This is a genomic window from Azotobacter salinestris (genome assembly GCF_009363155.1).
Taxonomy (GTDB): domain Bacteria; phylum Pseudomonadota; class Gammaproteobacteria; order Pseudomonadales; family Pseudomonadaceae; genus Azotobacter; species Azotobacter salinestris.
Window position 1 is genome coordinate 238,295 of the sequence record NZ_CP045303.1, and the last position, 12,513, is coordinate 250,807.

Genomic DNA, 12,513 nt, shown 5'->3' on the forward strand with positions numbered 1-12,513 from the left:
CCACCGGCTGCACGGTGGCTTGAGTGAGCGCCAGGCTGCAGGCACGCTGGCCGGCATCAAGCACGGGCAAGGCAATCTGAGGTTTATACATGCAATGCTCCTGGCCGTTCAGGCGGTTTGTTCTTGTCTGGAGCTGGCATAGCCTGCTCCGCACATTTAGCAACAGCAGCGATATGGGCTTACAAGCCGCTGCAAAGATGCCCTCTATCCACGACTATTTCGGAACCTGTCATAGCCTTTCCGGCATCGGAAGCAAGGAGCAGCAAGGCGCCGTCGAGGTCGCTGCGCTCGCAGAAACGTCGGCTCGGGATACGTGAGCGCAGCTTTTCTCCCGCCTCGCTGCGTAAGAAGTCGGTGTTCAGTTCGGTCATCACGTAACCGGGAGCGATCGAGTTGACACGAATGCCGTGGCGGGCCAGTTCCAATGCCATGGAGCGGGTGAGCTGGCTCAGCCCGGCCTTGGCCACCGAATAAGGTCCGACGGCGCCGGCGACCCGGCTGGCGAGGATTGAGGTGATATTGATCAGGCTGCCGCCGCGCTGCTCGGCGACCATCTGCCGCGCCGCCTCCTGGGCAACGATCCAGGCGCCCTTGAGATTGGTATCGAGGATCGCGTCCCAGTCTTCGTCCTGATAGGCAAGGGCGTTCTTGGTGTCGCTGATGCCGGCGTTGTTCACCAGGATGTTCAGCGGACCCAGCTCTTCGCGGACTGACGCCAGGCAGGCATTTACCTCAGACCGTCGCGTCACATCGAGAGCGAAGGCTCGCGCCCGTCCGCCGTCGGCCTCGATCTCGGCGACCAGCGACTGCAGCTGATCGACGCGCCGCGCCGCCACCGCCACTTCTGCACCGGCGGCCGCCAGCGTCTGGGCGAAATGCCGACCGAGTCCGCTGGAAGCACCAGTCACTAGCGCACAGCGACCGCTGAGATCGAAGAGCTTGGCAATCGACGGCTGCATCAGACAGCTCCCATATGGCGGTCGAGAATTTTCTTCGCTAGGCTCATGCGATGCACTTCGCTTGGGCCGTCGTATATGCGGAACGGGCGGATGTCGCGGAAGATCCGCTCGACCACGGTTTCGCCGGTCACGCCACGGCCGCCGAGAATCTGCACGCAGCGGTCTACCACTCGCCACAGCGATTCGGCGCTGATCACCTTGGCTATGCTCGAATCGCTGTTGGCGCGCAGCCCTTGGTCGAGGACCCAGGCGCAGTGCCAGATGGCCAGGCGGGTGATGTGCAGGTCCATCTGGTTGTCGGCCAGCATAAAGCCGACGCCCTGGTGCTCGCCCAGCGGCTTGCCGAATGAATCGCGGGTGCGCGCGTAGTCACAGGCGATATCGTGTGCGCGCCGCGCCGCGCCCAGCCAGCGCATGCAGTGGGTCAGCCGCGCCGGTGCCAAGCGCACCTGGGCATAGCGGAAGCCCTTGCCGATCTCGCCCAGCACATCGCTGGCCGGCACCCGCAGGTTGTCGAAGCGCAATACCGAGTGGCCGCCGGTGAAGCAGCTGTCAAGGGAGTGCAGTTGCCGCTCTTGGATGATGCCGGGGCGTTGCATGTCGGAGAGGAACATGGTCGCACTGCCATCGTCCATACGCGCCATGATGATCACGAAACTTGCCCCGTCTGCACCGGTGATCAGCCATTTGAGGCCGTTGATGAGATAGTCGTCGCCGTCCCTGACCGCAGTGGTGTTGAGCATCGATGGATCGGAGCCAGAGCCCGGTGCCGGCTCGGTCATGGCAAAGCAGGAACGACTGAGCCCCTGCACCAGCGGCCGCAGCCAGCGGTCTTTCTGCGCTTCGGTCGCGACCACATCCATCAGGTGGATATTGCCCTCGTCAGGGGCGTGGATATTCATCGCCACCGGGCCCAGCGGCGAGTAGCCGGCTTCCTCGAAGACGATAGCCTTGGCCACATGGCTCAGCCCCTGCCCGCCCATTTCCCTGCTTGCATGCGGGCATAACAGGCCGGCGTCACGGGCCTTCTCGATCAGTTCCCGACGCAACGCTTCAGCAGGACCGTGGGATGTCTGCCGGGCATCGGCTTCCATCGGAATGACCTCGCTTGCGATGAAGCGGCGGGTTTTCTCCTGCAGGGCGAGCAATTCGTCTGTAAGGGTGAAATCCATAGTTGTCTCTTCCCGGCACGCGGCCGTTGTCGATTGAAAAAGCTCCGCTCAACCCGCCACGCCGTCGGGACGGGTGTAAGCCGCGTAGCTATGCTCCATGACCGTTTGTTTGTCTGGCCCAGGGATAGTCCGAACAGACCGCCCGATTGAACGGGACCGAAGACAGCGCTTCGGCCAGTCGCTCCACCTGTTTTACCCCGTCAGCCGATCGCAGAAAGCTGCGCGGATTGCCGGTGCCGCGCTGGCGGGCGGGCCGGCTTCGAGGACTAGAGCGCATTGCCGAGCACCTTCGGATTGCTGATCGAAAGCTTGGCCCTGGTGATTCGTTCGAGCACGCTGAGCAGCGCCTCCTGCCGAGCGTCTGCAGCATCGTAGTGCCCTGCGCGGATGGCCTCGGCAAGCTGTCGGCGAGCGCTTTCCAGCGCCGCATCCGTCGATTCGGCTGAGACAGGAGCCTGTTGGTCGCCCAGGGCCCGCAGTTCGAGGAGTTCCTGACGCTCGGCCGCGGCCCCCTGCTCGTATTCCCGCTGGGCAATAGCCATGGCGTTGGCGACCATGAAGGTTTCATAACGCAATTCTTTGGGGAGGCTCGGCAGAAGCGCTTGCAGCAGGGTTTCGCGCGCGATTTTCAACAGCTCGCTGGCATCGAGTCGGCCATTCATACATGCAATCCTTGAGTCAGTCGGAGGAGGTCGTGTTCCAGTTCCGGAATCAGCCGGCCGGTCAGAGCCAGCTCCAGCGAAGCCTGCTCGCCGGACAGGTGCCGCTGCGCCTGCTGCAGGGCGATGACCGCCCAGCGCAGGTAGGCCATCACCTGCCAATACGTCAGCTCCACGGCTTCCAGGCGTCGGCCCGACTCCTGTTCATAGCCACCCAGGAAATCTTCGAGGCGGCCGATTCCGCCGGCTTGCAGATCGGGCCTGGCGAAACGCCAACAGCGGGCAGTGAACCAGCCGATGTCTTCTCGCGGATCGCCCCAGCCGGTGAACTCCCAGTCGAGAATGCCGCTCAGCTCGCCGTCATGGACCAGATAATTGCCGGTTCGGTAATCGCGATGAATCAGACAGAGGGCCATGGGTTCAGGCGCGTGGCGCTCGCACCAGCGCAGCCCCCACTCCAGCACTGGCAAAGCCTGCGGCAAGGTGTCGAGAAAGCTGCGATAGGACTGGATGGTGGCCAGGGCTGGCGAGCCGTCCGGCATGGGCAGAAAGCCGCCCAGCTCCAGGCGCGGCGGCTGGATACGATGCAGGCGCGCCAAGTTAGTGCCCAGAGCATGGGCCAGCCGGCGATTGCCCTCAGCGCCGCTGGCGGCGCCGGTCAATACATGGCCCGCAGCAATCCCGGGGAGCATTTCCATCAGGAAAAAAACCCGGCCGGTTACGCCAAGGTCCTCGCAGAGCCACAGCGGCCGCGGTACCTTGACGCCCGCCTGGTGGACCAGCGAGAGGACATTGAATTCCTGCGACCGGCTCAGGCTAGCCTGCACCACCGAAGGAGAGTCGGTCCGCAGCACCCAGCGATGGCGCCCCTCGAACGGTCCGCCGTCCAGATGGACCTCGAGCAGCCAGTTTTCCTGAATGGCGCCGCCGGAAAGGCGCCGCTGGGTCTCGATGGAGGCTCGCCTCGCCAAGGCGCTGGCGCAGATGAAGCTTTCTAGGGCGGCCGTCGCCAGCACGCTTTCTTCGACGACGACCGTATTGTTCAAATTGCTCATGAGAGACATCCCTGCCTGCATTCTTTCTGGAAAGACTCGGCTTCCTGCCGTTGCAGCGTTATTAGAGTACTAGACGAACTTTCGGGCTGTCGAGCCAGAAATTCTGTCAAGGGGCAGTGCAGCGTTGAAAAAGCGCTAAGGGCTGTTGATGTTTCGAGCCAGGAACGCTGGTTTCGAGCAGCAACGCTACCGGGCTGGCGGATGAACTTGCCGGTGATCTGGTAGAGCAAGTCACCGACGAGCATCGGCTGGCGGCCAGGAGCTTCGGACGCAGCAAAGTATCCAAGCGTGCGGCTCGTCACAAGGCCAAGCAGGCTTGGGGGATCAAGTGATAACATGCATCCCAGATCGTGTCGAGAGAGGACCCTTCGCCCTGTTCAAGGCCGGCAAGGAGCTGTGGCGGGAGTTTCACGCAACGTGAGATAGTGACCATTCTTGTCCGTGCCTGGCTTCCTTGCCCACGATCATAGCGGTAATGCTGCTGCCAGTGTTTTTCGCTAGGGAAACCCTGAAGAAGACTTTCTGAATCTGATGAAATACGCCGATCCCGTTGCCCGAGTTTGTCGATGAAGTAGATGACCTTTGCCGATGCCGAGTACGCCGGCAAGCGCAAGCAGACCCGCAAGGAGTTGTTCCTGATCGAGATGGATCAGGTGGTGCCGTGGAAGGGCCTGATTGCCCTGATCGAGCCGCATTATCCGAAGGGTGAAGCGGCCGTCCGGCCTATCCGTTGATGGCGATGCTGCGCGTGCACCTGATGCAGAACTGGTTCGGCTACAGCGATCCGGCGATGGAGGAGGCGCTGTACGAGACCACGATCCTGCACCAATTTGCTGGGCTGAGCCTGGAGCGTATCCCGGACGAAACCACCCTCCTCAACTTCCGTCGCCTGCTGGAGAAGCATGAGTTGGCGGCAGGGATTCTGGCGGTGATCAATGGTTACCTGGGCGATCGAGGCCTGTCGTTGCGCCAGGGCACCATCGTCGATGCCACGCTGATCCATGCGCCGAGCTCGACCAAGAACCAGGACGGCAAGCGCGATCCCGAGATGCACCAGACGAAGAAGGGCAACCAGTACTACTTCGGCGCCAAAGCGCACATTGGCGCCGACGATGAATCGGGCCTGGTGCACAGCGTGGTGGTCACTGCGGCCAATGTCGCGGACATCACCCAGGTCGGCAAACTGCTGCATGGCGAGGAAAACGTGGTCTGTGCCGATGCCGGTTATACCGGGGTTGAAAAGCGCCCCGAGCATGAAGCTCGTCAGGTCATCTGGCAGATCGCGGCTCGGCGCAGTACCTACAAGAAACATAACAAGCGCAGCGTGCTCTACAAGCAGATCCGCAAGATCGAGAGAGCCAAGGCACAGGTACGAGCGAAGGTCGAGCATCCGTTCCGGGTGGTCAAGCGCCAGTTCGGTTACGTGAAGGTACGCTTCCGGGGCCTGGCGAAGAACACCGCGCAGTTGGTGACGCTTTTCGCGCTGTCGAACCTGTGGATGGCGCGCCGACATTTACTGGCGAATGCAGGAGAGGTACGCCTGTAATGCGGGAAACGGTCGCTGCGACGTGCTCGCGGTGGCTAAAAAACGCAGAAACGAGCGGGTGATCTGATCGTTTTTGATCGATTCTTCGCTTTCAAAGTCGGCGGGGGCTGAAGTCAGCCAGAAATACATGACTACTTCAGACCATCTCTAGTGGGACACTAGGCCCTGTTGACGTATCAGCGTAACCACAGCAGAGCAGCAGCGAAGGTCAGCATGGACTGGAAATGGCTGGCCTTCTTCTCATACCGCGTAGCGATCCGTCGGTAGTGCTTCAACTTGCCGAACAGGCACTCGATGAGGTGGCGTTCCTTATAGAGATGCCAGTCGCAGGAGCGCTGCTCAAGCCGGTGACTCCGGGGCAGAATCACCGCCTGAATCTGACGCGCCTCCAGCCATGCCAGAAGCTGGTTGGCGTCATAGCCCTTGTCGGCCAGCAGCGCCGACGTACTATTAAGGTGGCCCTTAAATAGACGTCTAGTTAGACTTCAGGCATGGAAAAGATCGACGCCCGCAAACTGACCGCAGAGAGTCGCAAGCTGCTTCGCCAGATAGTGATTCGCCTGCGCCAGCAGTCCAACATGAAAGTCGAGGAGTTGGCCTCGGTCACCGGTGTGCATCCGACCACCATCAAGACTTGGCTGACCCGTGCCAACCGCGAGGGCGCGCAAGCCCTGGAGGAAAAGCGTCGGGGGCGCCCGGCGGGCGCCTGCCGCAAGCTGACGCCGGCCGACGAGCAGTGGCTGCGCGAGCAAATCGTCGAGCAACCCCCGCAGCAGCTGCAGTTGCCGTTTGCCCTGTGGACGCGCCCGGCCATCAAGGCGCTGGCCAGGGAACGCCTCGGGATCGAGCTGCAGGACCGGTTGATCGGCAAGTATCTCAAGCGCTGGGGGTTTACGCCTCAGCGTCCCGTGAAGCGGGCGCAGGAGCAGCGGCCGGAGGACATCGAGCGCTGGCTGAAGCAGACCTACCCCCAGGTCAAGGCGCGCGCCGCTGCCGAAGGAGCGGTGATTCACTGGGGGGACGAAACCGCAGTCAAGGAGGATGCGAACTGGATACGCGGCTACGCCCCCAGGGGCCAGACGCCAGTGCTGGCGACGCCCACTCGCTGGCACAAGCTGTCGATGATCTCCGCAATTTCGCCCCGTGGCGAGGTGGCCTTCCAGATCGTCGAAGGCAGTATCAACGCGCTGCGTTTCATCGACTTCCTGAGCCGCCTCGTTGAAGGGACACCGCAGAAGATCTTCCTGGTGGTCGATAACCTGCGCGTCCACCATGCCAAGGTGGTCAGCGAGTGGCTCAGTGACAAGCAGGACAGGATCGAACTGGTGTTCCTACCACCCTATGCGCCCGAGTCCAATCCCGACGAGTACCTGAATCGGGATTTCAAGACGGCGCTGCGCAGCGGCCCGGTCAGCCATGACAAGGCCAGCCTGCTGGACAAGGCGATGGCTTTCATGAACACACTCGGCAGCTTGCCCGACAAGGTCATGGCCTATTTCCAGCATCCTGCAGCACGCTATGCCATGGCGTGAATTTAAGGGCCTGATTAATAATCCCCTCCAGGAGCGGGACTGCCTGGGTAATATCGGCCGCCTGGCCTCCCGTCAAAATGAAGCGAATCGGCAGACCCAACGCATCGGTCAGCGCATGGATCTTGCAACCAAAGCCGCCGCGTGAGCGCCCCAATGCCTCCTCGGAAGCCGAACTATGGGCCGCTCCTGCCGCGCAGGCATGGGCACGGATAACGGAACTGTCGATGCAGACATGCTGGAGGTCGGCCTCAAGACTGAGTGCCGAGTGGAGCTTGTCCCAGATGCCGAGCCTGCACCAGCGCGAAAAGCGCTTGAAGACGCTGTTCCAAGCTCCGAAGCGGCTGGGAAGCATCCGCCATTGGGCACCGGTGCGCAGTATCCAAAACACCGTTTCGACGAACCGGCGGCAGCTTGGGGCCTTCAGCAGTCGGGCACCCTTCGTGGTGCTCAGCAGAGTTTGTATCCGTGCCCAAGCGTTATCGCTCAGCTGGCTTCTGTCGATCATGGCAAAAGCCAAATTTTAGCGCTGGGCTTACGTCAACAGGGCCTAGTGTGGTGAATCACAACTACTCAGGATAAGACTTGTCTACCGCGGAGCTGACAGAGTTTTTTCGGAGGGCATGCGATGAAAACAGGCCGCCCAGCCGTTCGGATCGAACTGACCGAACAAGAGCATGCCGAACTCACCCGCCGCCGAGCCAGGCACAAGGGGCCTGCCGATATGCAGCTGCGCGCCGAGATCATTCTGTCCTGCGCTCGAGGCGAGTCCGGCTCTTCCATTGCTCGACGGCTCGGCATTACGGCGCAAACCGTTTCGAGGTGGCGCCTTCGCTTCGCCCGTTTGGGCCTGCAAGGCCTCAATGACGAGCCGCGCTCAGGCCGCCCACGCAGCATCAGTGATGAAAAGGTCCAGGAAGTGGTCGACCGGGTGCGGCAGACCCGGCCCGACGATGCCAGCCATTGGAGCTCGCGCCGGATGAGCAAGGCCACCCATATTTCACCGGCGAGCGTACAGCGTATCTGGCGAGCCTTCGGGCTCAAGCCTCACCTGGAGCACACCTTCAAGCTGTCCACCGATCCTGCCTTTGTCGACAAGGTGCAGGATATCGTAGGGCTCTACCTGAATCCGCCGGATAAAGCGCTGGTACTGTGCGTCGATGAGAAAAGCCAGATCCAGGCGCTCAATCGAACACAGCCGGGGCTGCCGCTGGAGCCTGGGTATCCGGCGACCCGTACCCATGATTATCAGCGCCATGGCACGACGTCCTTGTTTGCCGCCCTGGATGTGGCCACCGGCGAGGTGATCGGACGTCTCAAGCGCCGTCACCGCAGCGCAGAATTCCTGGAGTTTCTCAGGGCCATCGAGGAAACGGTCGAGAGCGACAAGGCCATCCACCTGATCATGGATAACTATGCCGTGCACAAGACCGACAAGGTGCGCGCCTGGCTTGTCGCGCACCCGCGTTATCACGTGCATTTCACCCCGACGTCCGCGTCATGGCTGAATCTGGTGGAGCGCTTTTTCTCGATGCTCACCCAGAAGTGGATAAAGCGCCAGGCCCATACCAGCGTGAAGGATCTCGAGCAGTCCATCGAGTATTACCTGGCGACCTACAACCAGAATCCAAGGCCCTTCCGCTGGCGTAAGGGAGCAGGTGAAATCCTGGCCTCTGTCGGCAGGGCTGCTCGAGCCTTGCAAAGAAATAATGAAGCGAACTTGTGATTCACCACACTAGGTCTCATGCCAAAAGCCTCACTGAAAGCCGAACGCAATGTTCGCTCGCTGACGCCTGTCGCCTTGCATAGGTCAGCCAGTCGTAAGGGTTTGCCTTCCCTGTCTGGAAGCAGCTCGAGCACCTTGCCAATGATCGCTTCCCGCGAGGTGTGGCGTCTGCTCATGCGGGATGGGGTAAGCCTGGTTCGAGGTAACGGAACCTTAGCCTTGGTCATGTCCTTGATCGGGTGGGTTGGTATAGGCCTTCAGGCTGCGCCAAGCCTGCTTGGCGCACTACGTAAAACAGGCAAAGAGAAGAGATGACCGACCAGAGGCATACGGAACGTTTGAACCGCCCGGTGCCCAGCCCGGACCATGACGTTCGCTTGCCGATTTTACGTAGCCGCTGGGCAGCAGTCTCCGCAAGAATCCCCCACGACTCGCTATTCGCTGCATCGTCAATCGGCACTCTGGGGGGGCATGGAACAGCCGTTCCCACTCCCGCTCCTCAACGACGCAATGGAGAGAGAAAGATCATGAGTACCATCACCACCCGCGACGGCACGCAGATCTATTACAAGGACTGGGGGTCGGGTCCCGTGGTCGTCCTCAGTCATGGCTGGCCACTGAACGCTGATAGCTGGGAATCCCAGATGTTTTTCCTGGCCTCCAACGGCTATCGCGTGATCGCCCATGACCGGCGCGGGCACGGACGCTCGAGTCAACCCTGGAACGGCAACGAGATGGACACCTACGCCGACGACCTGGCGCAACTCCTCGACACCCTGGACGTCGAGGATGCCTCGCTGTTCGGCTTTTCCACCGGTGGCGGCGAAGTGGCCCGCTACGTCGGTCGCCATGGAACCCGACGTGTCGCCAGGGCGGGGCTGATTTCCGCCGTGCCGCCGCTGATGGTCAGGACCGAGGCCAATCCTGGCGGGCTGCCCATTGCGGTATTCGACGAGATGCGTGCTGCCTCTCTTGCCGACCGTTCGCAGCTCTACAAGGATGTCGCCAGTGGCCCCTTCTTCGGCTACAACCGGCCGGGCGCCAAGCCTTCCCAAGGCGTGATCGATGCGTTCTGGCTGCAGGGCATGATGGCCGGGCACAAGAATGCCTATGACTGCATCAAGGCCTTCTCGGAAACCGACTTCACCGAAGACCTGAAGAAGATCGATATCCCGACCCTGATCCTGCATGGCGACGATGACCAGATCGTGCCGGTGGATGCGGCCGCCCGGGCCGCAGCGAAGCTGGTCAGTCATGCCAGACTGGTGATCTACCCGGGTGCGCCGCACGGCATCACCGATACGCACAAGAAAAAGCTCAACGCCGACATGCTGGCGTTCCTGCAGGGTTGAATATCTGCCCTCCATTCGTGCCGATAGCCTTGTCCATCGGCCCCTCAGCAGCAGGAGAAGATCATGAGTAGCATGAACGCCAGCAGGAAGGCACTGATCGTCGTCGACATCCAGAACGACTATTTTCCCGGCGGCAGATGGACGCTCAGCCATGTCGAGAAGGCCGCCGGTAAAGCGGCCCTGATGATCGACGCCTTCCGTGAAAGTGGGGACCTGGTGGTGCACATACGCCACGAATTCCCCAGCGACGATGCGCCGTTCTTCCGGCCCGGGTCCGAAGGTGCGCAGATCCATCGTGGTGTGCTCAACCGCCCGGGCGAGCACGTGGTGCTGAAGCACCACATCAACTCCTTTCGCGGGACCGACCTCAAGGCAGTGCTCGACCGCCATGGCATCGATGAAGTGGTGGTGGTCGGCAACATGAGCCATATGTGCGTGGACGGCATCACCCGGGCGGCAGTCGACTTCGGCTACCGGACCACGGTGCTGCATGACGCCTGCGCCACGCTCGACCTGGAGTTCAATGGCGTGAAAGTCCCGGCGGCCCAGGTGCATGCCGCCTTCATGGCCGCGCTCGCCTTCGGCTACGCCTCGGTCGTGTCCACCGCCGACTATCTGAAGACATGTGGGTCATCGCATCCGGCGACCTGACCCCAACGGCCATAGGGAGCGCCAAGGACGACCCCTGGGGGGACTGGTGCCCCCCTACCCTGACTTGCAGGAGCACAGAATGAACGCAAGCATCTACTCCAGAGACGATACGGGCCTGCTGCTCGTCGACCCCTACAACGACTTTCTCAGTGATGGCGGGAAGCTGTACAGCTTGGCCAAGCCAGTCGCCGATGCCGTGGATACTCTGGCCAACCTGTGCGCGGTGGTCGGCGCCATGCGCCGGGCCGGCATCCGGATTTTCTATGTGCCGCACCACCGGGCCCGGCCCAACGACTTGCAGAGCTGGAAGCATCCGAGCCCCTACCAGCTGAATGCGAGTCATGCACAGGTGTTCGCTGTCGACAGCTGGGGTGGAGAGTGGCATCCGGACTTTCAGCCCCAACCGGGCGATATCGTGGTCCATGAGCACTGGGGCGGAAGCGGCTTCGCCAATACCGACCTCGATTTCCAGCTAAAGCAGCATGGCATCGAGAAGGTTGTGGTGGTTGGGATGCTGGCCAACACCTGTATCGAGTCCACCGGCAAGTTCGCGGCGGAGCTGGGCTATCACGTGACCTTGGTTCGCGACGCCACGGCGGCATTCAGCGCCGAAGCCATGCACGCCGCCCATGAGATCAACGGACCGACCTACGCTCACGCGATTGTCAGCACTTCCGAGCTTCTTGCCGCATTGCACTAGGATTCAGCGCCCCGGTTTTAAAAATTATGATCGCAATATAAATGCAGGCGCGCCCCGGTGTGCCGACAATCAGGGAGAGAGTTGCATGCGTTACATGACCTTCGGCCGGAACACCGGCCTGCGCGTTTCCGAGCTGGCGCTGGGCACCGGCAACTTCGGCACGGGCTGGGGCTACGGCACCGAGCGCGACGAGGCGCGGCGGGTGTTCGACGGCTACGTGAAGGCCGGCGGCAACTTCATCGACACCGCCGACATCTACCAGTTCGGCCAGGCGGAGACGCTGCTCGGCGAGTTCATCGCCGGCGACCGCGAGCGCTTCGTCGTCGCCAGCAAGTACGGCCTGGGCGCCTCGCCCGACGCCGGGGTCTCGCGCACCGGCAACGGCCGCAAGAACATGGTGCGCTCGCTGGAGGACAGCCTGAAGCGGCTCGGCACCGACTACCTCGACCTCTACTGGGCGCACACCGCCGACGGCGTGACGCCGCTCGAGGAAATCCTCCGCGCCTTCGACGATCTGCTGCGCGCCGGCAAGATCCTCCACGCCGGCCTGTCCAACTTTCCCGCCTGGCGCATCGCCCGCGCGGACCTGTTGGCCGAGCTGCGCGGCTGGGCGCCGCTGGCCGGCATCCAGTTCGAGTACAGCCTGGCCGAGCGCACGGCCGAACGCGAACTGCTGCCGATGGCCGAGGCGCTGGGCCTGGGCGCGGCGCTCTGGTCGCCGCTCGGCGGCGGGCTGCTGACCGGCAAGTACCGCGCGGGCACGACGGAAGGCCGCCTGAGCGGCCTCGGCACCCTGGTGCGTACCGAGAGCTCGCCGCACGAGACGGCGATCCTCGATGCCCTGCAGGCGGTGGCCACGGAACTGGAAGCCTCGCCGACCCAGGTGGCCATCGCCTGGCTGCGCGAGCGGGCGGCCCGCTCGAGCACCAGCCTGATTCCCATCCTCGGGCCGCGCACCCGCGAGCAGCTCGACGCGACCCTCGGCGCGCTGCAGCTCGCCCCGAGCGCGGAACAGCTCGCCCGCCTGGAGGCTGCCAGCGCCGTCGCGCCAGGAACGCCCCACGAGCAGATCGCCGGGCAGCTCCCGGCCGTCCTGGGCGGCCACCCGGACTTCCGGATGTCGACCATTCCCGTCGCCTGAGCAACCTGCGCCTCCATCACTTA

12 protein-coding genes and 1 pseudogene are annotated in these 12,513 nt (G+C 62.5%); 7 read left to right on the forward strand and 6 right to left on the reverse strand.

Annotated elements, in window-relative coordinates:
* Positions 1-179: 179 nt before the first annotated feature.
* From GCU53_RS24875 to GCU53_RS24890, 4 genes are all read right to left on the reverse strand, one after another.
* Positions 180-959: an SDR family NAD(P)-dependent oxidoreductase gene (locus GCU53_RS24875; RefSeq protein WP_152390225.1), complete on the reverse strand. Its 780-nt coding sequence runs from the start codon at positions 957-959 to the stop codon at positions 180-182.
* Positions 959-2,131 (reverse strand): acyl-CoA dehydrogenase family protein, encoded by a 1,173-nt coding sequence (locus GCU53_RS24880; protein ID WP_152390226.1) that lies wholly within the window; start codon positions 2,129-2,131, stop codon positions 959-961. Before GCU53_RS24880 ends, GCU53_RS24875 begins: the two co-directional genes overlap by 1 nt.
* Positions 2,132-2,397: 266 nt before the next feature.
* Positions 2,398-2,793 carry a DUF6285 domain-containing protein gene (locus GCU53_RS24885; protein WP_152390227.1) on the reverse strand — a complete coding sequence of 132 codons (396 nt, stop codon included), beginning with the start codon at positions 2,791-2,793 and terminating at the stop codon, positions 2,398-2,400.
* The gene (locus GCU53_RS24890) at positions 2,790-3,845 is read right to left on the reverse strand and encodes a phosphotransferase family protein (RefSeq protein ID WP_152390289.1); all 1,056 of its coding nucleotides are present in this window, start codon (positions 3,843-3,845) and stop codon (positions 2,790-2,792) included. Before GCU53_RS24890 ends, GCU53_RS24885 begins: the two co-directional genes overlap by 4 nt.
* 575 nt (positions 3,846-4,420) lie before the next feature.
* Here GCU53_RS24890 and GCU53_RS24895 point away from each other — a divergent pair.
* Positions 4,421-5,391 (forward strand): annotated as a pseudogene (locus tag GCU53_RS24895) (IS5 family transposase).
* Positions 5,392-5,567: 176 nt separating this feature from the next.
* Here the strand turns inward: GCU53_RS24895 and GCU53_RS24900 are convergent.
* Complete coding sequence (locus GCU53_RS24900; protein WP_152390228.1) at positions 5,568-5,828, reverse strand: transposase; 261 nt, start codon at positions 5,826-5,828, stop codon at positions 5,568-5,570.
* A 54-nt stretch (positions 5,829-5,882) separates the two neighbouring features.
* Here GCU53_RS24900 and GCU53_RS24905 point away from each other — a divergent pair, with 54 nt between their 5' ends.
* Entirely contained in the window at positions 5,883-6,923 is a 1,041-nt protein-coding gene (locus tag GCU53_RS24905) for an IS630 family transposase (protein WP_152385914.1), read from the forward strand.
* Here GCU53_RS24905 and GCU53_RS24910 read toward each other — a convergent pair.
* Positions 6,877-7,428 (reverse strand): IS5 family transposase, encoded by a 552-nt coding sequence (locus GCU53_RS24910; protein WP_152390229.1) that lies wholly within the window; start codon positions 7,426-7,428, stop codon positions 6,877-6,879. The two genes, GCU53_RS24905 and GCU53_RS24910, sit on opposite strands and share 47 nt — an antisense overlap.
* A 120-nt stretch (positions 7,429-7,548) precedes the next feature.
* On the opposite strand from GCU53_RS24910, the gene GCU53_RS24915 reads away from it, so the two are divergent.
* From GCU53_RS24915 to GCU53_RS24935, 5 genes are all read left to right on the forward strand, one after another.
* Positions 7,549-8,646: an IS630 family transposase gene (locus GCU53_RS24915; RefSeq protein ID WP_152386009.1), complete on the forward strand. Its 1,098-nt coding sequence runs from the start codon at positions 7,549-7,551 to the stop codon at positions 8,644-8,646.
* Between the two features lie 527 nt (positions 8,647-9,173).
* Positions 9,174-9,998: an alpha/beta fold hydrolase gene (locus GCU53_RS24920; protein ID WP_152390230.1), complete on the forward strand. Its 825-nt coding sequence runs from the start codon at positions 9,174-9,176 to the stop codon at positions 9,996-9,998.
* A 63-nt stretch (positions 9,999-10,061) separates the two neighbouring features.
* On the forward strand, positions 10,062-10,649 hold the full coding sequence (locus GCU53_RS24925) for a cysteine hydrolase family protein (RefSeq protein ID WP_244307266.1): 588 nt from the start codon (positions 10,062-10,064) through the stop codon (positions 10,647-10,649).
* 79 nt (positions 10,650-10,728) lie between these two features.
* Positions 10,729-11,349 carry a cysteine hydrolase family protein gene (locus GCU53_RS24930; protein WP_152390231.1) on the forward strand — a complete coding sequence of 207 codons (621 nt, stop codon included), beginning with the start codon at positions 10,729-10,731 and terminating at the stop codon, positions 11,347-11,349.
* Positions 11,350-11,434: 85 nt separating this feature from the next.
* Complete coding sequence (locus GCU53_RS24935; protein ID WP_152390232.1) at positions 11,435-12,490, forward strand: aldo/keto reductase; 1,056 nt, start codon at positions 11,435-11,437, stop codon at positions 12,488-12,490.
* Positions 12,491-12,513: the final 23 nt, after the last annotated feature.